The 20,960-nt window shown below is 72.3% G+C and carries 20 protein-coding genes; 10 read left to right on the forward strand and 10 right to left on the reverse strand.

The annotated features are described in order from the left end of the window. The first annotated feature begins 1 nt into the window (after nt 1). Complete coding sequence (locus IF29_RS0130105; protein ID WP_063757648.1) at nt 2–1,999, forward strand: DUF2264 domain-containing protein; 1,998 nt, start codon at nt 2–4, stop codon at nt 1,997–1,999. A 161-nt stretch (nt 2,000–2,160) separates the two neighbouring features. Here the strand turns inward: IF29_RS0130105 and IF29_RS0130110 are convergent, their stop codons facing one another. The 3 genes from IF29_RS0130110 to IF29_RS0130120 form a co-directional block, all read right to left on the reverse strand. Next, on the reverse strand, nt 2,161–2,544 hold the full coding sequence (locus IF29_RS0130110; protein ID WP_030261470.1) for a VOC family protein: 384 nt from the start codon (nt 2,542–2,544) through the stop codon (nt 2,161–2,163). Between the two features lie 83 nt (nt 2,545–2,627). Further along, nucleotides 2,628–3,080, reverse strand: a complete 453-nt coding sequence (locus IF29_RS0130115; protein ID WP_030261472.1) for a nitroreductase family deazaflavin-dependent oxidoreductase — start codon at nt 3,078–3,080, stop codon at nt 2,628–2,630. Nucleotides 3,081–3,135: 55 nt separating this feature from the next. Beyond that, a complete protein-coding gene (locus tag IF29_RS0130120; RefSeq protein ID WP_030261474.1) occupies nt 3,136–3,885 on the reverse strand; it encodes a TetR/AcrR family transcriptional regulator in 750 nt (249 codons plus the stop codon). Nucleotides 3,886–3,973: 88 nt separating this feature from the next. Between IF29_RS0130120 and IF29_RS0130125 the strand changes: the two genes are divergently transcribed. Then, nucleotides 3,974–4,834, forward strand: a complete 861-nt coding sequence (locus IF29_RS0130125; protein ID WP_030261475.1) for an SDR family oxidoreductase — start codon at nt 3,974–3,976, stop codon at nt 4,832–4,834. Between the two features lie 19 nt (nt 4,835–4,853). On the opposite strand, the gene IF29_RS0130130 is transcribed toward IF29_RS0130125, so the two are convergent. Next, entirely contained in the window at nt 4,854–5,858 is a 1,005-nt protein-coding gene (locus IF29_RS0130130; RefSeq protein ID WP_030261477.1) for a zinc-binding dehydrogenase, read from the reverse strand. Nucleotides 5,859–5,904: 46 nt separating this feature from the next. Continuing rightward, the gene (locus IF29_RS0130135) at nt 5,905–6,258 is read right to left on the reverse strand and encodes a MerR family transcriptional regulator (RefSeq protein WP_030261479.1); all 354 of its coding nucleotides are present in this window, start codon (nt 6,256–6,258) and stop codon (nt 5,905–5,907) included. Between the two features lie 106 nt (nt 6,259–6,364). Between IF29_RS0130135 and IF29_RS0130140 the strand changes: the two genes are divergently transcribed. Then, entirely contained in the window at nt 6,365–6,877 is a 513-nt protein-coding gene (locus IF29_RS0130140; RefSeq protein WP_030261482.1) for a hypothetical protein, read from the forward strand. An 8-nt stretch (nt 6,878–6,885) separates the two neighbouring features. On the opposite strand, the gene IF29_RS0130145 is transcribed toward IF29_RS0130140, so the two are convergent. The 3 genes from IF29_RS0130145 to IF29_RS0130155 form a co-directional block, all read right to left on the reverse strand. Beyond that, complete coding sequence (locus tag IF29_RS0130145) at nt 6,886–7,407, reverse strand: DinB family protein (protein ID WP_030261483.1); 522 nt, start codon at nt 7,405–7,407, stop codon at nt 6,886–6,888. A gap of 47 nt (nt 7,408–7,454) precedes the next feature. Continuing rightward, a complete protein-coding gene (locus IF29_RS0130150; RefSeq protein WP_030261485.1) occupies nt 7,455–8,654 on the reverse strand; it encodes a serine hydrolase domain-containing protein in 1,200 nt (399 codons plus the stop codon). A gap of 184 nt (nt 8,655–8,838) precedes the next feature. Further along, nucleotides 8,839–10,149, reverse strand: a complete 1,311-nt coding sequence (locus tag IF29_RS0130155; protein ID WP_198037590.1) for a glycoside hydrolase family 6 protein — start codon at nt 10,147–10,149, stop codon at nt 8,839–8,841. Nucleotides 10,150–10,339: 190 nt separating this feature from the next. Here IF29_RS0130155 and IF29_RS0130160 point away from each other — a divergent pair, with 190 nt between their 5' ends. After that, nucleotides 10,340–11,404: a LacI family DNA-binding transcriptional regulator gene (locus IF29_RS0130160; protein ID WP_051726209.1), complete on the forward strand. Its 1,065-nt coding sequence runs from the start codon at nt 10,340–10,342 to the stop codon at nt 11,402–11,404. A 10-nt stretch (nt 11,405–11,414) separates the two neighbouring features. Then, complete coding sequence (locus IF29_RS0130165) at nt 11,415–13,058, forward strand: HD domain-containing phosphohydrolase (protein ID WP_232242660.1); 1,644 nt, start codon at nt 11,415–11,417, stop codon at nt 13,056–13,058. Here the strand turns inward: IF29_RS0130165 and IF29_RS0130170 are convergent. Next, on the reverse strand, nt 13,014–13,466 hold the full coding sequence (locus IF29_RS0130170; RefSeq protein ID WP_051726211.1) for a hypothetical protein: 453 nt from the start codon (nt 13,464–13,466) through the stop codon (nt 13,014–13,016). The two genes, IF29_RS0130165 and IF29_RS0130170, sit on opposite strands and share 45 nt — an antisense overlap. Before the next feature lie 292 nt (nt 13,467–13,758). On the opposite strand from IF29_RS0130170, the gene IF29_RS0130175 reads away from it, so the two are divergent. The 5 genes from IF29_RS0130175 to IF29_RS0130195 all read left to right on the forward strand — a co-directional run bounded on the left by IF29_RS0130175 (nt 13,759) and on the right by IF29_RS0130195 (nt 19,421). Then, on the forward strand, nt 13,759–15,276 hold the full coding sequence (locus IF29_RS0130175) for a catalase (RefSeq protein ID WP_030261493.1): 1,518 nt from the start codon (nt 13,759–13,761) through the stop codon (nt 15,274–15,276). Nucleotides 15,277–15,356: 80 nt separating this feature from the next. Continuing rightward, nucleotides 15,357–16,166, forward strand: a complete 810-nt coding sequence (locus IF29_RS0130180; protein WP_030261495.1) for an alpha/beta fold hydrolase — start codon at nt 15,357–15,359, stop codon at nt 16,164–16,166. Beyond that, complete coding sequence (locus IF29_RS0130185) at nt 16,166–17,470, forward strand: PP2C family protein-serine/threonine phosphatase (RefSeq protein ID WP_037597147.1); 1,305 nt, start codon at nt 16,166–16,168, stop codon at nt 17,468–17,470. The genes IF29_RS0130180 and IF29_RS0130185 overlap by 1 nt, the downstream gene beginning before the upstream one ends. Continuing rightward, nucleotides 17,467–17,787 carry an STAS domain-containing protein gene (locus IF29_RS0130190; protein WP_030261499.1) on the forward strand — a complete coding sequence of 107 codons (321 nt, stop codon included), beginning with the start codon at nt 17,467–17,469 and terminating at the stop codon, nt 17,785–17,787. The genes IF29_RS0130185 and IF29_RS0130190 overlap by 4 nt, the downstream gene beginning before the upstream one ends. Nucleotides 17,788–17,942: 155 nt before the next feature. Further along, complete coding sequence (locus tag IF29_RS0130195) at nt 17,943–19,421, forward strand: N,N-dimethylformamidase beta subunit family domain-containing protein (RefSeq protein ID WP_332262565.1); 1,479 nt, start codon at nt 17,943–17,945, stop codon at nt 19,419–19,421. 30 nt (nt 19,422–19,451) lie between these two features. On the opposite strand, the gene IF29_RS0130200 is transcribed toward IF29_RS0130195, so the two are convergent. Then, nucleotides 19,452–20,564, reverse strand: a complete 1,113-nt coding sequence (locus IF29_RS0130200) for a DUF6777 domain-containing protein (RefSeq protein ID WP_157623998.1) — start codon at nt 20,562–20,564, stop codon at nt 19,452–19,454. Nucleotides 20,565–20,960 lie beyond the last annotated feature (396 nt).

Below are 20,960 nucleotides of genomic sequence, written 5' to 3' on the forward strand. Positions count from 1 at the left end.
CATGTCCCGACGGACGACGCCCCGACCGCAGTTGCTCCTCCCGGACCACGACCACCGGATCTCCCCCCGCACCGGCTGGACCAGGACGCACTGGGAGGCCGTCGCCGACCACTGGCTCGGCACCGCCCGGCAGTACGCCTCACCCGGCGGCGCCCGCTTCGCCCTCCCGGGCCGTGCGTCGTACTCCGGACCGGACAGCGACGCCCTGGAGGGCTTCGCCCGCACCTTCCTGCTCGCCGCCGCCCGGATCGCCGGCGCCCGGGAGGACGACCCGGCGGCGCTGCGCCTGGCCGAGCAGTACGGCCGCGGACTCGCCGCCGGAACCGACCCCACCAACCCCGAGTACTGGCTGCCCGGCGAGGACTGCATACCCCTGCAGCGACGGCGGACCCAGCCCACGGTGGAGGCGGCCAACATCGCCCTGGCCCTGCACCTGTCCCGGCGCAGACTGTGGGACCGCCTGGACCCGCCGGTCCAGCAGCGCATCGCCGACTGGCTGGACCATCATGCCCGACTCGAGGTCTGGCCCAACAACTGGCTGCTGTTCAGCGCGGTGATCGCCGCCTTCCTGGAGTCCACCGGCCGCGACGCCCCCGACCGCACCGACGCGGTGCGCCGGGTGGAGTCCTGGCACCTGGGCGAGGGCTGGTACACCGACGGCTGGCAGCGCAACGTCGACCACTACAACGCCTGGGTGATCCACCCCTTCCTGTGGGCCTGGTACGACCTGGTCGGCGCCGACCGCGATCCCTCGGCCGCCGCACTGTGGCGCGGCAGGCTGGACAGCTTCCTGCACTCCTACCCCCGACTGTTCGGCTCCGACGGCGCTCCGCTGCACCAGGGCAGGTCCCTCGCCTACCGCACGGCGACCCTGGCTCCGGTGTGGCTGGGCGCGATGCTCGACCTCGGACCGCTGGCCCCCGGCGCCGCCCGCCGGCTGGCCTCCGGCACCCTGGCCCACTTCACCGGACACGGAGTGGGGACGGCCGGGCCACTGCCGCTCGGCTGGTTCGGCGAACACCTGCCGATGACCCAGTCCTACAGCGGCCCCGGCTCCCCCTACTTCGCCGGCCTGGGCTTCCTCGGCCTCGCCCTGGACGCCGACCACCCGGTGTGGACAGCCACCGAACAGGCCCAGCCCTCGGAGACCTCCGACGCCGCCTTCTCCCTGCCCGGGCCCGGCTGGCTGGTGCACAGCTCCGTCCGCGACGGAATCGTCCGGCTGGTCAACCACGGCAGCGACCACGCCTACGAGACCCCGCCGGGCGACGACCCGGACGACCCCCACTACGCCAAGTTCGGCTACTCGACCAGCACCGCCCCCGGTACCGGCCCGGGCGCCGCCGGAGAGGAGGACAACCGCTTCGCCCTCCTGGACCACCGGGGCCGGCCCAGCCGCCGCGGCCCGATCCTGGCGCACCGGACCGCGGGCCCGATCGCCGGCTCGGTGCACCGCCCGCAGCGCGAAGGCACACCGCTGCCCGGTGCCCGGTGCGTCACCGTCTCCCTGGTCGACGGGCCCTACGAGCTGCGCTGCCACCTGCTCAGCGCCCCCCGGGCGTATCCGGTGCGCGAGGGCGGCCATGCCGTGGCCGCTGACGCACCGCCGGCCGCGGGCACCACTGCGGAGGGGCTGGCCTGGGTCCGACGGGCGGACGGCCTCACCGCAGCGCTGCTGCCGGTGCACGGCTACCCGGCCGGAGCCGCGGGCGTGGTCCGGCAGCAGAACGCCAATGCCCTCGGGCCGCACGCCGCAGTCCCGGTGCTGGTCGGCAGCCACGACGCCGGAGCCGGCAGCGATCTGTACGTCTCCGTGCATCTGCTCTCATCGATACCGGATCAATTCGATCCCGACGCCCTGGCCCTGGAGCTGCGCTCGGCGGCCGCCGTGACGGTCGACGGCACCACGGTCACCGTCGGCTGGCGCGCAGGCCGCACCGACACCGTTGACCTGGCCACCTTCTGCCCGACCCGTTCAGCGCAGGACGACCGGTCCTGACCTCGTGCAAACGTGCACCGTGGACCATCGCCGTCCACCGGACCCGATCCCACTCCCGTCTCCGACCGCTCCGATTCCCGTGCACTCCCCCGCCCTGGCCGCCGCCGGCCTGACGCTCGCAACCGGCATGCCTTGGTCGGCGGTGAAGGCTTGACGAGGTGTCAGGACGCCCAAGTGCGGGCCTGGGTCCTGAAGACCTCCGGGTCGCTGTGCACCGGCAGCACGCACAGCAGGTGTCCGCCGGGGGCGCGCAGGACGTGGCACTCCAGCCACTGCGCTACTTGGGTGGCACCGAGGGCGAGCAGGCGCGCAGTCTCGGCTTCGACGTCGTCGGTTTCGATGTCGAGGTGGAATCGAGGTGCGTCATCGACCGCCTGGATCGCGGTGACCAGCCCTGGCAGGGCGTCGTGGACCACGGTGAACTGCGGTTCGGCGGGTACTGGCTGAGCCGGCGCACCGAGGGCGGCGGACCAGAAGGAGGCCGCCCGGGCGACCTCGGCTTCGGGAGTGTCGATCAGGATGGCGTAGACGCGGCTCCGATGCATGGGCCGCACGGTATCGGCCGCGCGGTCCCGTTGCCCAGGTCGGCCCAGGGGTCCAGGGGTTCAGGGCGTCGAGGCGTCCGCGCTCAGGCGCCGGCTGACGCTGCGTCATGGACGCGCCGGAGTTCGAGCACGGGGATGGTGCGGATGCCGGCCGTCTTGCGCTCGTACTCGGCGAAGCCGGGGTAGCGGCTCGCCTGCTCGGCGTAGAGCCGGTCGCGCTCGGCGCCGGTCACCTCGTGGACGGTCACCGGGTAGGTCTCGGTGCCGCGCTCGACGCTGCCTTCGCCGGCGGCGGTCAGGTTGCGGTACCAGTCAGGATCCGTGGGCGCTCCGCCCTTGCTCGCGAAGACGTAGACGCGGTCCTGGTCGGTCTCGTGCGGCAGGTACATCATCGGGGCGATGTGCCCCTTCCCGCTCTTGCGGCCGCGGTGGTGGACCAGGACCAGCGGCGCGTCCTCGAAGGGCCCGCCGACCCTGCCCCCGTTCGCCCGGAACTCCTCGATGACCTGCTCGTTCCAGTTCACTGCTGCACTCATGTCACGTCTCCTCAGGACCGTTGCCGCACCTCGGCGACCGGGGCTTGGATCTCCATCATGACGCCGCCGCTGCGTCCCCGGTCCGCGGCGTGCCGACGTCCGCCGCCAGGCGGGTGAGCCACTCGCGCAGCAGGTGCTGCTCGGCGCCGGTGAGGACGTCGGTGTCGGCCGGGAGGGCGGCGCGCAGTGCGCGGGCTGCCGCGGCGGGGCCGGACTCGGTGGCGGGGAGCGTCGGTTCCAGGCGGGTGACGGCGGCGACCATGGCCTCGCGCAGCAGGGTCAGCAGCGCCGGATCGCGGCGTTCCGCGGGGGTGGAGTGCCAGGTGGTGACCGCGCCCAGGCCGGTGGCCTGGATGACCTGGGCGGCCATTTCCTCGTCGACCCGCAGCCACCCGCCGGCCGCCAGCCGGCGCACCCGGCCGTGGAGGATCTCCAGGCCCGCACGGTGTCCCAGGTCAGCCCCGCGGCCGGTGGCCCTGGTCATCACCGCGAACAGCTCGGGGTGGGTGACCCCGAACTCGACCACCGTGTCCCAGCCGCGGCGCAGCTCCTCCATCGGGTCCTGCCCGTCGGGGTCGAGGTGGGCGCGCTTGCTCTCCAGGAACTGTGCGTAGCCGTGCTCCGCGACGGCTTCGAGGAGCCCTTCCTTGTCGCCGAAGAGGCGGTAGATCGCCGGCGGCTGCATCCCGGCCGCGGCGGCGACCGCGCGGGTGCTCACCGCGTCGGGGCCGCCGGTCTCCAGGAGTTCGACGGCGGCCTCGACGATGCGGCGACGGGGGCTGTCGGTGGTGTCGCGCGTTGCCATGGACCGATGATACCGAGGATGTGGTTCCGCTGGTATTTCCAGTGCTACCATTTTCATGTTTCCACTGGAACCAGCATCGGGAGAACCCATGATCATCGTGACCGGAGCCACCGGACAGCTCGGCCGCCGCACCGTCGAACTGCTCCTGCAGCGCGTCCCGGCCGACCGCGTCGGCGTCAGCGTCCGCGACCCCCGCAAGGCCCAGGACCTCGCCGACCGCGGCGTCCGGGTACGGCAGGGCGACTTCGACGACCCCGACTCGCTCCGGCACGCCTTCGAGGGGGCGGAGCAACTGCTCCTGGTCTCGCTCGACCGCACCGGCGAGGAGTGCGTCACCGGCCACCGCGCCGCCGTCGACGCCGCCGTGCAGGCCGGCGTCGGCCGCATCCTCTACACCAGCCAGATGGGCGCCGCCCACGACTCCCGTTTCCAGGCCTGCCGCGACCACGCCGCCACCGAGGACCTGCTGCGCGCCACCGGCCTGCCCTGGACCGCGCTGCGCAACGGCTTCTACGCGAGCAGCGCCCTGCAGTTCCTGCGCTCCGCCCGCCACAGCGGCGACATCGCCCTGCCCGCCGACGGCCCCGTCGCCTGGACCGGCCACGACGACCTCGCCGAGGCCACGGCGGCGATCCTGCTCGACGAGGGCCGCTTCCAGGGACCCACCCCGCCGCTCACCGGCCCGGAGGCGCTCGACTTCGAAGCCATCGCCGAGATCGCGGCCCGGGCCACCGGCCGCCCCTTCAAGCGCACCGTCCTCGGCGACGACGACTTCCGCGAGCAGACCCTGGCACACGGCGCCCCAGCCCCGATCGCCGACCTGCTGCTGAGCATCTTCGCCGCGGCGCGCAACGGCGAGTTCACCGCCGTCGACCCGACGCTGGCCGAACTGATAGGCCGTCGGCCCGCCGACTTCCGCACCCTGCTGGAGCACGAATGGGCCGAGTGACTCCGCCGCCCCGTCGTGCTCAGCGCCAGGGGTCGAGGGCGTGCTTGCCGGTGGTGCGGCCTTCTTCGAGCTGCCGCAACACCTCGGGCCCCAGGGCCAGCGGGTGGATGTGCGGAGTGCCGGGCGGGTAGACGCCCTGGTCGATGAGCACATCGAGTTCGACGAGCAACTCCTCGAAGGCGGCCGGGACCGCGGCTGCCCAGTTGAAGATGTGCAGCCCCCTGACCTGGGCCTGATGGGTGAACAGAAGGTCGCGGGTGGAGATCTCCGCGTGTCCGGAAGCGGCGCCGAAGATGACGATGCGTCCGGTGAACGGCCTGGCCACCGCCAGGCTGGTGCCGAAGGTGGCCTGTCCCACGGATTCCAGGACGAGGTCGACGCCGCCGGTCAGTCGCAGGATCTCCGCGGCGAGTTCGGGGTGTCGGCTGTCCAGGACCACGTCGGCCCCCAGGGCCCGGACGGTGGCGTGCTTGGCCGGGGAGGCCGTGGCGATGACACGGGCACCGTAGTGGCGGGCGAGGCGGACCGCGGCCTGGCCCACCCCTCCGGCCGCCGCGTACACCAGCACCACCTCGCCCGGCTTGATCTCGCCGATCGGCTTCAGCGCCGCCAGCGCGGTCGCCCAGTTCAGCACCAGGCCAAGGGATGCGGCATCGCTCCAGCCGGACGGCACACGGAGCACGCCGGCGGCGTGCATGGTCATGTACTGCGCGAACGCGCCGGCACCGACCCCCACGACGTGAGTGCCGAGCGGAAGCGGGCTCCGAACGTCCGGAGCGACGGCCACGATCTCGCCGGCGGCCTCGAAGCCTGCCGGATAGGGCGCCTGCGGCCCGCCTTCGTAGCTGCCGCGACTCTGCATCACATCCGCGAAGTTGACCCCGGCGGCCCCCACCCGCACCAGGTACTCACCGGGCCCCGGAACGGGGCGGGCCCGGCCGGTCGTCAGGGTCAGGTCCCCGGGGCCCTGGTCCGACTGCTGGACCAGGGCCGTCATCGTCAACTGCTGCTCATCGGTACTCATGGGCAGACCGTAGGAGGCTGACACTTGCGTCAAGGTCAACAGGCATTCACGAACCGGCCGAACGGGCCTTGCGGAGGAAGGCGTCGAGGGCCGCCTGCTGGTCGCTGAGGACGGCGATGCGCGCGGCGAGGCGGTCACGGTGGCGCTGCACCTCGACCAGGAACTCCGGACACACCCCGCCGGGTTCGTCGGTGAGGTGCGGCAGAAGCTCCCTGATGAGCCGCACAGGCAGCCCAGAGGCCAGCAACTCCCTGATGACCAGCACCCGTTCGATGGTCGGGCGGCAGTAGTCACGGAACCCGTTGGCGCACCGGCCGGAGACGATCAGGCCCTCGGCCTCGTAGTACCGCAGCGCGCGTGCGCTGACACCGCTGACCCTGGAAGCTTCGCTGATCTGCACATCCGGCGACAACGACCAGGCACACCGGGATCTTCCAGCACCCCGTCCAGCAGCGGCATTCGCTATCGTCGAACGCCGCACGAGTCAACTCCCGAAAGGCAGGCGAATGGCGGATCTGGGCGTCGGGGACTGGGGCAACTTCTCGCTGGTCGTCGGCGGGGCGAGCGCCGCGCTGACAGGACTGCTGTTCGTCGCGGTGTCGTTCAACGCCCCGCGCATCGCGGAACACCCGGCGCTGAGGGCCTCCGCCGGTCAGACCCTGGTCCTGTTCGTGCTCCCGCTCCTGTCCTCGATCCTGCTGATGGTGCCGGGCCAGCCCAGCTGGGTGCTCGGCCTGGAGCTGACGGTGCTGGCGGCGGCGGCCGGCACGGTGCTGATCGTCGTCGGGCGCGACAAGGCCGCCGGCGCCGACCGTGCCGACCACTCCGCGACCGCCCGGTTCCTGCGCCTGCTGGACCACTCCTCGCCCAACCTGCTCACGGTTCTGTTCCTGCTCACCGGCGGTGCAACGGTGCTGGCCGGGCACGGCGGCGGCCTGTACTGGCTCGTTCCCTCAGCCGTGGTCGCCCTGGTGGGCGGCGTGATCAATGCCTGGCTCTTCCTCACCCGGCTGACCTGACACCCCCGCTACTCGCCGGTGCTGCCGTCGGCGAGTTCGCAGGCGATGTCCAGGTGGCCGCAGTGGCGTGCGTACTCCTGCAGGACGTAGCAGAGCGTCCAGGCCAGCGTCGGCGGCGGCTGCACGTCGTCGTCCTGGAAGCGGCCGCCCACCCGGGCGACATCGGTGAGCGTGCTCCGGCGGACGATGGCGCGGGTGCGGTCGCCGCCCTCGTGCAGGGCGGCCAGGAGCCCGGCGGCAGAGTCCTCGGGCCGGACCTGCCAGTGCCCGTCGTCGTCACTGTCCCCGAGCGGGTCGGACAGCGGCTCGGCCAGGAAGCCCCAGACCAGCCACCGTCGCTCCATGTACACCAGGTGCTTGAGCAGTTGCAGCGGGGACCATCCCGAAGGAAGCCGACTGCTGCGCAGCTCCTCCTCACTCAACCCCCGGACCTTGCGGGTGACCGTGGAGCGGTAGTAGTCGAGAAAGCCCAGAAGCAGCGTGGCCGAGTCGTCCTGACTGCGCTCCGGCTTGTCCACATCGGTGCTCACGCCCCGAGCATCCCACGGCGGGAGCACCGGGCCGGCGGCGCCACCGTTCAGCTCGGGGGTGCCGGGTTGTCGTAGATGTTGTCCGGGGTGACGATCTCGGTGATCGCCCGGGCGAGGAGCGTGGACGGCTCCTGGCCCCCGTAGCTGATGTCGGTGTTGAGCAGAAGCACCAGGGTGGCCTTCTGCGAGGGCAGGTGGACGGTCACGCTCTGGTAGCCGGGCGTGGAGCCGTTGTGCCCGATCCATCCGCTGGTCTCGAAGATGCCCAGACCGTAGCTGGTGCCGGGCAGGCCGGTCGGAAGCACCTTGAGCCGCTCCGCCTGGGTCTGCGCACTGAGCAGCGTTCCGGTGGCGACGATCTCGGCCCAGCGGCGCAGGTCCTGGAGGTCGGAGATCATCGCCCCGGCTGCCCAGGCCCAGCTGCCGTTCCAGTCGGTGGTGTCCGCGACGGCGCCGCTCAGCGTCTGGTTGGTGTAGCCGTGTGCGTGCGGCCAGGGGATCTCGGCACCCTGGGGCAGCAGCGTGTGGTGCAGCCCGGACGGGCGGAGCACCCGCTGGTGGATGAAGTCGGCCAGGCCCAGGCCGCTGACCTTCTCGACCACCAGGCCGAGCAGGATGAGGTTGGTGTTGGAGTACTGGAACTTCTCGCCGGGCCCGAAGGTGTTCTCGTTCTTGAAGCCGTACGCCAGCAGTTCCCTCGGGGTGAACGAGCGACTCGGATCGCTCAACAGGTCCTGCACGAAGTCCGGGTCCGCGGTGTACGGGAACAGCCCGCTGCGCATCTCGGCGAGCTGACGCAGCGTGATCAGGCCGCCGCAGGGGACGCCGTCGAGATGGGCGGAGATCGGGTCGTCGAGCCGGACCGTGCCCTGGTCGACGAGTTGGAGCAGCGCGGTGACCGTGAAGGTCTTGGTCTCGCTTCCGATCCGCATGAACAGGTCGGTGGTCATCGGTCGGCCGGTGGCGGTGTCGGCGACGCCGGTCGCGCGGGTGTAGCTTCCCCTGCCCGGCAGCCACACGCCGGCGATGACGCCGGGAATGCCGGCCTGCCGGCGGACGTCCTCGATGACCGTGTCCAGCCGAGCGGTCAGCTCCGGGCCGAGTCCGCCGGGCGGGCAGTCGTCCTCGCCGTACCGGGCGCCGCTCTTGGCGAGTGCCGCCGCGGTGGAACTCAGCCCCATGGGGGCCAGCACCGCCGCCGCGAGGAGTGCCGCCGTGAACCCACGGCGGGAGGGGGCGTTCTGCATGTGGGACGCTTCTTCCGGGTCAGGGCAGGGGCGCAGATGGCAACGTCACCATCCGGACCACGGCCGACGGTCCCCGTCCGGTACGCGTCCCGGCGAGTCCACCCGTTTGGAGCTACGCGCCCGCCCGCCTGCGCCCCGGTCCAGGAGGGCGCGGGCGGGCGGGCGGAGAACCCCTACGGCCGGGTCAGCCCAGCTTCGGGGCGGCCAGCCGGACCAACTGCAGGGCCTGTGCCGGGAACCAGGCTCCTGCAGCCGGGTCGACCTGGCCCCACAGCGGGTCGAACTGCGCCTGCGCGGTGGCGTCCGTCGGCCAGCCGGGCTGGGTGTAGGCCGTGTAGTCCCAGGCCCGTACCCCGCCGGCGGCGTCGCACTGGCCGTCGGACTGCCCCGGTGTCTTGACCCACAGGTCCGCGTCGAGCAGCGGCACGCCGGTACTGGCCGTGGGCCGCACGCCGAGCCCCGCGCCGGTCGGGTTGCACCAGTTCCCCTGCATCAGCGCGGCGACCGTGGCCGGGCTCTGGTCGTACGGTGAGGCACCGTACGCCGCCATGGTGTTGGGGCCCTGTCCGTTGCGGCTGGTGTCGACCACGTAGTGCGTGGTGGGCACCGCGCCGCCCAGGTTCTGGGTGTACCAGGCCGTGGTCTGGCTCCAGGTGCTGAAGTCGTCGACGGTGGCCGGGTAGTACTGGCTGGCGCAGTACTCCGGGTGGCCGAAGGCCCAGTGCGCGGGGTCGGTGACCATGGCGATGCAGTCGGAGATCCACGAGCCGTAGTCCTGGGACTCGGCGTTGGTACGGAAGTTGGAGACGTTCAGGAAGAACCCCTGCGTCTGCTGCACGCCCGCCGCCAGCAGCCGTGAGGTGATGTTGCCGACGGCCTGCCAGTGCGCGTTGGTTCCGTCCAGGTAGACGCTGGTGTTCGGGTCCTTCTCCAACGCGCCGGCCGCGTAGCCGACCTCCCCGGTCCGCTCGGCGTCGGTGTAGGGGTAGGCGCTGGTGGGGAGGTTGCAGTCGGACGGCTCGTTGCCCAGCGCGTCCGGCTCGACCAGCAGCACGGCGTGCGCACGGCCCACGGCCGAGGCCACCGCGTCGATCCAGCTCTGGTACGCCGCCTGGTCGGCGGCGCCGCCCGCGGAGTACTCGGAGCAGTCGCGTCCGGGGATGTCGTAGACCACGAACACCGGCTCGGCCCGTTCCAGCGCGGCTTCGGCCAGGGTGGTCCGTACCTGCCGGCCGACCTGCGCGGGTGTGCCTCCGGTGAGCCACACGGCGGACGGAACGGTCTCCATCTCGGTCAGCAGCTTGGCGTCCTTGAGGTCGCCGGACTTCACCAGCCCGGCGATCTGCTGCACCGAGCCGTCCGCGGGCGGCGGCACGAAGAACCGGGTGCCCGGGCTGATCGTGTGTCCGGTGGACACGGCCGTGGAGGCCGAGGCCGAGCCCGGCGCGAGCACCGTCAGACCGAGGCCCAGGACGAGCGCCGCAGCAGCGGCCACACGCCTTCGCACACTGCGAGGTTGCACGATGACTCCTAGGGTGGGAGAGGTGAACTGGAAGCGCTTCCAGTCATGACAGGCCTTCAGAATCTGCACGAGATAGTGCTTGCCCACCCATCTGCTGTCAATGACTTGAACAAAGAACTGGAAGCGCTTCCAGTACCGTGGCCGCCGCGGGTAAGATCCCCCTGTGTCCACACCGCCCAAGCGCCGCCCCACACTCGACGAGGTCGCGCAGACCGCCGGGGTCTCCCGTGCGGCCGCCTCCCGTGCCATCAACAGCAGCGGGAACGTCAGCCCGGCGACCCGCCAGGCCGTGGAGCGCGCGGTGCGCGAACTGGACTACGTCCCCAACCGCAGCGCCCGCGCCCTGGCCACCCAGCAGGCTGGCGCGGTGGTCCTGGCCGTCTCCCACCACGACCCGGAGCTGTTCGCCGACCCCTTCTTCGCCCAGGTCATCGTCGGCGTCAGCGCCGAGCTGGAGCGCACCGACCTGGTGCTGATGCTGGTCCTCGCAGCCTCCGAGCACGGCCGCACCCGGCTCGAACGCATCCTCCGCTCCCGCCGTGCGGACGGACTGATGCTGCTCTCCCTCCACGGTGACGACCCGCTGCACCGCCTCGCCGGCAAGCTGGACCTGCCCGTCGTCTACGGCGGACGCCCGTTGGACGCCGAACCGCAGTGGTACGTGGACGCCGACAACCGCGGCGGTGCCCGGCTCGCGACCGAGCACCTGATCGCCCTCGGCCGCCGCCGCATCGCCACCGTCACCGGCCTGCTGGACACCGACGCCGCCGTGCAACGCCGCCGCGGTTACCGCGAGGCCCTGGCCGTCGCCGGCCTGGACACCACCCGCACCGTGGAAGCCGATTTCACCGAGGCCGGCGGCTACGCCGCGACCAGGCACCTGCTTGACCGGCACCCCGACCTGGACGCCGTCTTCGCCGCCTCCGACAACATGGCCGCCGGCGCCCTGCGCGCCCTGCACGAGAGCGGACGCAGGGTCCCCGAGGACGTGGCGGTGGTCGGCTTCGACGACGCGCCGGTCTCCCGACTCACCACCCCGCAGCTGTCCACGGTCCAGCAGCCGATCCGCCAACTGGGCCGCGAGATGGCCCGCATGCTGGTGACCCTCATCGAGGGCGAGGAGCCCACCCCCCTCATCCTGCCCACGAAGCTGCTGGTACGAGGAAGCTCCCTCCCCGCCCACGCTCCCACGCGGACGCTCGATGCGACGGACGTGCCGCAGGCCTAGAATCGCCACTGTGGCGGAACCATCTGCGTTCTCGCGGGTGCGGCTGGCGGAACTGCTCGCGGTGCTGTCGCTCGGCGCGGACCTGGGCATGGGCCAGCCCATGGAGCATGTGCTGCGGCAGTGCCTGGTGGCGCTTCGGCTGGCGGGCGAGCTGGGTCTCGACGAGGAGGACCGGGAGGTCGTCTACTACGGTTCGCTGGTCTCCTGGGTCGGCTGCCATGTGGACGCCTACGAGCAGGCCAAGTGGTTCGGCGACGACACCGTGCTGAAGGCCGACTTCCGACGCACCGACTTCTCCGGGCCCGTCGCCGAGGCACGGTTCATGCTGCGGCACCTCGGCGGGGGTGGTCCGACCCTGGGGCCGACATTCACTTCGGCCGCAGAGCGGGCCCGGCTCGGACTGGCCTTCCTGCGGGTCGGCCGCCGCGACGCCGCCGCGATCCTCAGCAACCACTGGCAGGCCGCCGACGCCCTCGCCGCCCAGCTGGGCCTCACGCCAGGGGTTCGGGCCTGCGTGGAGCAGACCTTCGAGCGTTGGGACGGCCGCGGCGCCCCGAAGGGGGCCCGGGGCGAGCAGATCCTGCTCACCGCCAGGCTGGTGAACCTGGCCGACGTGGTGGTGGCCTACCACCGTTCGGCGGGCACTCAGGCTGCAGTCGCGGTGGCGCGCGAGCGGCGCGGCACCCAGTTCGACCCGGCGGTGGTGGACGCCTTCACCGCGTGCGCCGAGGAGCTGATGGCGGATCTCGACGGCGGCTGGGACCAGGTGCAGCGTGCCGCCCCGGCCCCCGGCACACCGCTCACCGAGGCCGAGCTGGACGCGGCCCTGCTCGCCGTCGCCGATTTCGTCGACGTCAAGTCCCCTTGGACGATCGGCCATTCGCGCGGGGTGGCGGAACTGGCGCAAGCTGCCGCTTGGATCGTCGGTCTGCCCGACCCGGCACGCGACACCCTGCGCCGCGCCGCGCTGGTGCACGACCTGGGACGGCTGGGTGTGCCCAACTCGGTCTGGGACAAGCCCGGACCGCTCTCCCTCGCCGAGACCGAGCGGGTCCGACTGCACCCGTACCTGACCGAGCGGATGCTGGCGTGCTCGCCCGCGCTGGCACCGATCGCGGCCGTCGCGGTGCAGCACCACGAGCGGCTGGACGGCTCCGGCTATCCGCGCGGCCTGTCCGGCGCGGCGCTGACCCCGGAGGGCCGGCTGCTGGCCGCGGCCGACCTGTACCAGGCGCACACCGAAGAGCGTGCGTACCGGCGCGCGGGCACTCCGGAGGAGGCCGCCGCGCTGCTGCGCGCCGAGGTGCGTGCGGGCCGGATCGACGCCGGCGCGGCCGAGGCGGTGCTGGGCGCAGCGGGCCACCGCAGGCCGCGGCGCGGCACCTGGCCCGCCGGGCTGACCACCCGCGAGGTGGAGGTGCTGCGGCTGCTCGCCCGCGGCCTGTCCACCCGTCGGGTCGCCGAGGTGCTGCACATCTCCCCGCGCACCGCCGGGCACCACATCGAGCACATCTACGCCAAGACCGGCGCCACCAACCGGGCCCTGGCGGGCCTGTTCGCCGCCCGCCACGGGCTCGGCCCGAGCACGGACCCGGCCACGGAGCCGGGCTCAGCCCGCGACGACGGCCTCGGCGCCGGCGCCCGCGACGACTGACGGCGCGAGCACGGCCGACGGCTCGACGGTGGCCGGCGGTTCGGGCTGGTAACCGGCGCACAGCAGCCGCACCCAGCCGATCCGGCCCTCGGCCGCCAGCTCGTAGTAGACCTGCTGCTCGACCAGGTAGTCCGCGCCCTCGCGTCGTACCCGCAGCTGGTAGGCGACGTGGCGGCGCCGGGCGACGTCGCGGTCGGCCAGCATCCGCAGTCCCCGGATCTCGGCGGCCGGACCGAACCAGTGGCCCAGTACGAACTGGTCGACCACCTCGGCCGGGTCCCCGGACTGCCAGTGGCGGCCCGGTGTCAGCGCCTGGAAGTCCACCGCGGGGTCCAGCAGCGCGGTCAGCGCCTCCCGGTCCTTGGCGGCCAGTGCCTGGGCGAAGCGTTCTCCTGCGGTACCGGTCATGGCGTCGGCTCCTCTTCGTGTCGGTCCACTCGTCCCCGTGCTGGTTCGAGAATCCGCCGCGAAGCCGCCCGGCACATGGGGCGAGTTCCCCATCTTCGGCAGCGGTGGGGGCAGCGGTGCGCTGCTGCTGCACCGGGGCTCGCGGGAGTCGCCCTGTTTACCCCGCGGGGTTTCGGGTTACCCGTACGTGTGCCGCGCGAGCGTCCCCGGCTCCGCTGCCGGCAGCGGATGCTGCGCGGCCCCAGGGGTGGCATCGCGCCAGCCCCCAGCACCACTCTGCGAGGTCGATCGCATGACTGATGTCCCGGCCACTACTACCGACTCCGGCGCTCCGGTCGAGAGCGACGAGCATTCGCTGACCGTCGGGCCCGACGGTCCACTGCTGTTGCAGGACGGATACCTGATCGAACAGATGGCCCAGTTCAACCGGGAGCGCATCCCGGAGCGCCAGCCCCATGCCAAGGGCAGCGGCGCCTTCGGCCACTTCGAGGTCACCGCTGACGTGAGCGCCCACACCAAGGCCGCCGTCTTCCAGCCGGGTGTGCGCACCGAGGTGCTGGCCCGGTTCTCGACCGTGGCCGGCGAGCGCGGAAGCCCGGACACCTGGCGCGACCCGCGCGGATTCGCCCTGAAGTTCTACACGACACAGGGCAACTACGACATGGTCGGAAACGACACCCCGGTCTTCTTCATCAAGGACCCGATGAAGTTCCAGCACTTCATCCGCTCCCAGAAGCGGCGGGCCGACAACAACCTGCGCGACCACGACATGCAGTGGGACTTCTGGACCCTCTCCCCCGAGACCGCCCACCAGGTGACCTGGCTCATGGGCGACCGCGGGATCCCGCGCACCTGGCGCCACATGAACGGCTACAGCTCGCACACCTACATGTGGATCAACGAACAGGGCCGACGGTCCTGGGTCAAGTACCACTTCAAGACCGACCAGGGCATCGAGTGCTTCACCCAGGACGAGGCCGACCAGATGGCGGCCGCCGACACCGACTACCACACCCGTGACCTGTTCGAGCACATCCGCGACGGCGAGTACCCCAGCTGGACGCTCCACGTCCAGGTCATGCCCGAGCAAGACGCCGCGGCCTACCGCTTCAACCCGTTCGACCTCACCAAGGTGTGGCCGCACGCGGACTACCCGCTGATTGAGGTCGGTCGGCTGACGCTGGACCGCAACCCCACCGACCACCACGCCGAGATCGAACAGGCGGCCTTCCAGCCCAACAACCTCGTCCCCGGCATCGGGCCCAGCCCGGACCGCATGCTGCTGGCCCGGCTGTTCTCCTACGCCGACGCCCACCGCCACCGCATCGGCACCAACTACCAGCAGCTGCCGGTCAACGCGCCGACCGTCCCGGTCCACAGCTACTCCAAGGACGGCGCGATGGCGTACCGCAAGAGCACCGACCCGGTGTACGCGCCCAACTCCAAGGGCGGTCCGGCGGCGGACACCGCCCGGTTCGGCGCCCCGCCGAGCTGGCAGGTCAGCGGTGAGATCACCCGGGCGGCCTACGTCGACCACGCCGAGGACGACGACTGGAGCCAGCCGGGGACCCTGGTGCGCGAGGTCATGGACGACAGCGCCCGTGACCGCCTGGTCGACAACGTGGTCGGCCACCTCCTCAACGGGGTCACCGAACCGGTCCTGCAGCGTGCCTTCGCGTACTGGAAGCGCATCGACCCGGACATCGGCCGACGCATCCAGGAGGGCGTGAGCGCCAAGGCCGGCCAGAAGGATCCCAAGGCCGACCAGCAGGCCGACCCGGCCCGCAGCTCGATGCAGCACAAGGCCTGATCGAACACCCCGGGTCGTGCCCGCCGGTGCGGCGGGCACGACCTGTCGGCCGGGGCCACCGGGCATGGGACGATGTTCGAATGGACGCCGTCAGCAGGAACAACGTGAAGGTGACCGGACCGGTCGACGGTCCGGTGGTCATGCTGGCGCACGGCTTCGGGTGCGACCAGAACATGTGGCGCCTGGTGGTGCCGCAGCTGGTCGAACACTTCCGGGTGGTCCTGTTCGACTACGTCGGCTCCGGGAACGCGGATCCCTCCGCCTGGAACCGTGAGCGTTACTCCTCGCTGGAGGGGTACGCGGACGATGTGCTGGAGATCTGCGATCAGTTGGACCTGACCGACGTGGTGTTCGTGGGGCACTCGGTCAGTGCCATGGTCGGGGTGCTGGCCGCGGCCCGACGGCCGCACCGGTTCGCCAAGCTGATCATGGTCGCGCCCTCGCCGTGCTACATCGACGACCCCGCCACCGGCTACACCGGCGGCTTCACCGCGGGCGACATCGACGAACTCCTGGAATCGCTGGACTCCAACTACCTCGGATGGTCCGGCGCCATGGCACCGGTGATCATGGGCAATCCGGACCGGCCCGAACTGGGGCAGGAACTGACCAACAGCTTCTGCGCGACCGACCCGGTCATGGCCTCGGTGTTCGCCCACACGACCTTCCACTCCGACTCCCGGGCCGACCTGGCGTCGGTGGCGGTGCCCACGCTGGTGCTGGAGTGCTCCCAGGACGTCATCGCCCCTCGGGAGGCCGGCGCCTTCGTGCACGCCGCCATCCCGGGAAGCCGTCTGGTCACCCTGGACGCCACCGGACACTGCCCGCAGCTCAGCGCGCCCCAGGCCACCGGGACGGCCATCATGGAGTTCGCCGGGGCCGCGCGGTGATGTGCGGGACCGCAGACGGCGAGCACGAACGCGAGACAGGACACGACAGCGTGGAGGAGGCCGAGCGGGCACAGTTCTCCGCGCTTCTGGAGGACAGTGCCGAGGACCTGTACGAGCACGCGCCGTGCGGCTACCTGTCCACCATGCTCGACGGGCAGATCGCCAAGGTGAACACCACCCTGCTGGACTGGCTCGGCTACACCCGCGACCAACTGGTGGGCCGCAGGCGCTTCGCGGACCTGCTGACCGTCGGCGGCAAGCTCTACCACGAGACGCACTTCGCCCCGCTGCTGGCCATGCAGGGCCACCTGTCCGGCATCGCCCTGGAACTCAGGGCGGCCGACGGCAGCCGGCTCCCGGTCCTGGTCACCTCCACCGTCAAGACCGGCAGCGACGGACAGCCCCTGCTGATCCGCACCACGCTCTTCGACGCCCGCGACCGCCGCGCCTACGAGCAGGAGCTGCTCCGCGCCCGCAAGAGCGCCGAACAGGCCCAGAGCCAGGCCGAGACCGCCCACCAGGAAGCCGAGACCGAACGCGCCCGCCTGCAACAGGTCGTGGCCATCCTGCAGAAGAGCCTGCTGCCGCCCCAACTGCCCCAGGTCCCAGGCCTGGACGCGGCCTCGTACTACCATCCCGCCTCCGTCGACGAGATCGGCGGCGACTTCTACGACCTGTTCGCCCTGGCCGGCGGCCGGTGGGGCTTCTTCCTCGGCGACGTGTGCGGCAAAGGCCCCGAGGCCGCCTCCGCCACCTCGCTGATCCGCTACACCCTGCGCGCCGCGTTCCTGGCCGACAGCGACCCCGTCCAGGCACTGGCCACCGTGCACGCCGCACTGCACGAGCGCTACGCGGGCGAGGACCCCCGCTACTGCACCGCGATCGCCGGCACCCTGACACCCCGTCCGGACGGCATCGCGGTCACCCTGGCCGGCGGCGGCCACCCCTCCGCGCTGCTGCTGCGCGCCGACGGCACCGCGGAGTTCCTGCCCACCCCCGGCGGCACCCTGGTCGGCATCCTGCCCCGGCCCCACTTCAGCACCGCCCACACGCTGCTCGGTCCCGGCGACACCATGCTGCTCTACACCGACGGCCTCACCGAGGCCCGCACCCAGGCCGGCCCCCGCTACAGCGAGGAGGACCTGCACACCTTCGCAGCCGCCCTCGCCCCGGCCGGCGCCGCAGCGACCATCAACGCCCTACAGGGCCTGCTGGAGAGCTTCGGTGCCGGGTTGGACGACGACACCGCGCTGCTGGCCCTCGGCGTTCCCGCCGCCAACACGATCGAAGGCGCCGCAGGATGACCCCCGAACTGACCATCAACGCCGGACACAACGCCACCGGCCCGGTCCTCGCCCTGGTCGGCGACCTGGACCACGCAACCGCCCCGCAGCTGCGCACCGCCGTCACCGACACCGCCCTGACGCCCGGACAGATCCTGACCCTGGACCTGTCCGCGGTCGCCTTCTGCGACTCCAGCGGCATCACCGCCCTCATCGCCGCGCACCGCCGCGCCCTGGCCCAGGAGGCCGACCTGGTCCTGGCCGACGTGCCGGCAAGGGTCCTGCGTATCCTGCGGATCCTCGGCCTGGACCAGGTCCTGCGCCTCGCCGGGCAGTAGCAGCGCGGCAGCGGTCGGAACCTCCCGGTGAGGCGGATCGGCGGGAAGAGCGGCATGCTGGTGCTCGGTGACCGACCTGACGGCGAGAGGGCCAGGGCGTGGAAGAGTTGGGCAGGCGGCGGTTTCTGGGGGGCACCGCGGCCGCGGGTCTCACCGTGCTGTCCGGATGTGCCGCAGCGCATCGACCGGGGCAGGTCGGCAGCACCGGTGCGGCGCAGCACACGCCCACGGCAGCGGCGTCGCTGACGCCGGAGCAGATCGAGCAGGCCCGCCCCGGCGACGCCGACTGGCGGCTGAGCGACCCGGGCGACCCGGAAGCCGTCCAGGGCTACGCCGACCAGGTCAGCGTGGAACCGGGCCGGCCGTTCACCCTGTACGTGTCCACCACCGCGGCCGGCTTCACCGTGTCGGCCTACCGGGTGGGCTGGTACGGCGGCGCACAGGCCCGCCGGGTCTGGCTCTCGGGCCGCGTCGCCGGGCGGGTGCAGCCGGCTGCGCAGATCGTCGAGTCCACCCGCACGGTCCGGGCCGGCTGGCAGCCGAGTCTCCGGGTCGGGACCGACGGCTGGCCGCCCGGTGCCTACCTGCTGCGCCTGGACGCCGAGAACGGGCACCAGCGCTATGTCCCACTGATCGTCAGATCCCCCAGCGCGGTGGGCCGGACGCTGCTGATGCACGCCCCGGCGACCTGGCAGGCGTACAACCTGTGGGGTGGCCGCAGTCTCTACCAGGGCGAGGACGGAGCCTATGCGACCCGCTCGCTGGCGGTCTCCTTCGACCGGCCCTACGACGACAGCGGCGCCGAGCTCTTCCTGGTCTACGAACGGGCCCTGGTGGTGCTCGCCGAGCGGCTAGGCATCCCGCTGGCCTACACCACCGGCCTCGACGTGCACCGGCAGCCGCAACTGCTGCGCGGGGCGACCACCCTGCTCTCCCCGGGCCACGACGAGTACTGGACGCCGCAGCAGCGCGCCGCGGTGACCGGGGCCAGGGACGCCGGGTCGAACGTGGCCTTCCTGGGCGCGAACACCTGCTTCCGCCGGATCCGCTACCAGGACGGCGGCCGCACCGTCGTCTGCTACAAGTCCTCGTACGCGGAGGACCCCGGCTACCGGCCGGGCACCGGCGCGGCCACCACCGACTTCCGGGCGGCCCCCGGCGCCGACCCGGAGTCCTCGCTCACCGGAGTCCTCTACGAGGGCTACCCCACCGACGCGCCCTACGTCGTCCGCGCCGCCGACCACTGGCTGTACGCGGGCACCGGCGCCAAGGCCGGCGACTCCTTCCCGCACCTGGTGGGCGTCGAGTACGACCGGGTCACCCCGGCCGCGCCGACCCCCCGCCCCCTGGAGATCCTGGCCCACTCGCCGCTGGTCTGCGAGGGCAGCCCCAGCCACTCCGACTCGGCCTACTACACCGTCCCGAGCGGCGCCGGGGTCTTCGCGTCGGGGACCATGCGCTGGGTGGAGGGGCTGATGGCGGGCACCCACGACGACCACGGGGACCACGGCATGGACGCCCGTACCGGCGCCTTCGTGACCCGGGCGACGTCCAATCTGCTCACCGCCTTCGCCAAGGGGCCAGCCGGAAGGCACCTTCCCCCGCCGCAGGACAACATCGCGACCTACTACTGACCCCGGCCGACCCCGCCCACCCGTGGACGGCTAAGGCGAACTCGACAGCGACCCGAATCCAGAGTCGGACGGGACATTCGCCGGCCCGGGCTCCGAACCGGACGGCGAACCCGAGGACGCGGATCCGGACGCCGAGACCGAGCCCGGGACCGACGCCGACCCGGATCCGGACGGCGACCCCGACGACGAGGGAGACTGCGTCGACGGCGAGGGACTGGCCGAACTGGGTGAGGCGGACGTGCTCGCCGACGGGCGGCCGGACGTCGTGCTCGAACTGCGCGAGCCACTGGCCGACGTACTGGGGAGCGGCGGTGCGGGCACGCGGCGGTCGCCCTGGCCGTCGCCGCCAACAGGGCGGCTGAACCAGCGGTCGTGCTGCTGGTCGAAGAGGATGATCGTGGTCTGCTGGATCGCCGTGGACTCGATGATCACGATGTTGTTGACCTGGAACGTCGGCCAGGCGGTTCCGGTGAACGTCTCCTGGCTGCCGGAGCGGTCGGGAGCGAGCAGCGGATTGCCGCAGGCGCAGCGGGCCCGCGGCAGTCCGCTGCTGTCGATCAGCACGGCGGTGCCCGACTGCAGCACCGACTGGAACGCCGTCGCCTGCCCGTTCTGGAACCCGTGGTTGGTCACCCGGGTGTCGGCCCGTAGCACCACGGGGGTCAGTGTCCGCAGGTAGGCGGCGATCCGGTCCTGAGTGATGCCCTCGACCGAGGCCCAGGCCCTGCCCTTGTCCTGATGCGTGGTCAGATAGGCCGAGAGCCGGGCGACGTCACAGCTGGAGAGGGACTCGGTGCCGCCGTAGAGGCCGACGGCCGAGCCGGGCACCGTGCGGGTCGGTGTGCCTGCGGCCTGCGTCGCCGCTTGCCCTGCCGAGGCCGTTGCCGAAGCGCCGGCCGTCGGCTTGCTCTGGGTGTCGGGAGTGAACGGGTACGGTCCCGTCGAGTCCGCTGTCTGCAGTGCGACGGCCTGCGACGTCCCGGAGCCCGTCAACACGATCGGCAGGACCACGGCGGCCGCCACCGCCGCGCCGAGCGCCACCAGCGCAGCCGGGCGCCGCCACCAGGCCTTGTGCGGTCTCCCTCCGGCAGCCGAGGAACCGGCGTCCCCACCGCCGGAGGGCGGCTCGCCCGGCGGCGGCACGGGCGGAGCGGCATGGCCGCCCACCTGCGTCGCGGGAGCGGAAGGCGCCTCCGTCGGCTGCGACGACGGCGAGGTCGAGGGCGGCGGATTCGAGGGAGGCGGATTCGAGGGGGCCGACAGTGGGCCGGACGGGGGGCCGGACGGCGCACTCGTGGTCCGCTCGGACGGCGGAACGCCGGGTTCGCTGCCGGTGCGTTCCCAGGGCGGCTCGGCAGGCGGATCCGTGGGGGGTTGGGTGGTCACGGGCTTGCCTCCCGGGCTTTCGGGTCGTCCGCCCCCTTCACCGCCATTGTCGGCCGCCCCGTCCGACCTCGCACACGGCCGCCGCGGCGGGGGCGCGGAAGTGGTCCCGGGCGTGGTCGCGCGCAGGCACGCGCTCGCGGGGCGCTGCGGCGT

The organism is Streptacidiphilus jeojiense (assembly GCF_000719095.1).
Lineage (GTDB): Bacteria > Actinomycetota > Actinomycetes > Streptomycetales > Streptomycetaceae > Streptacidiphilus > Streptacidiphilus jeojiensis.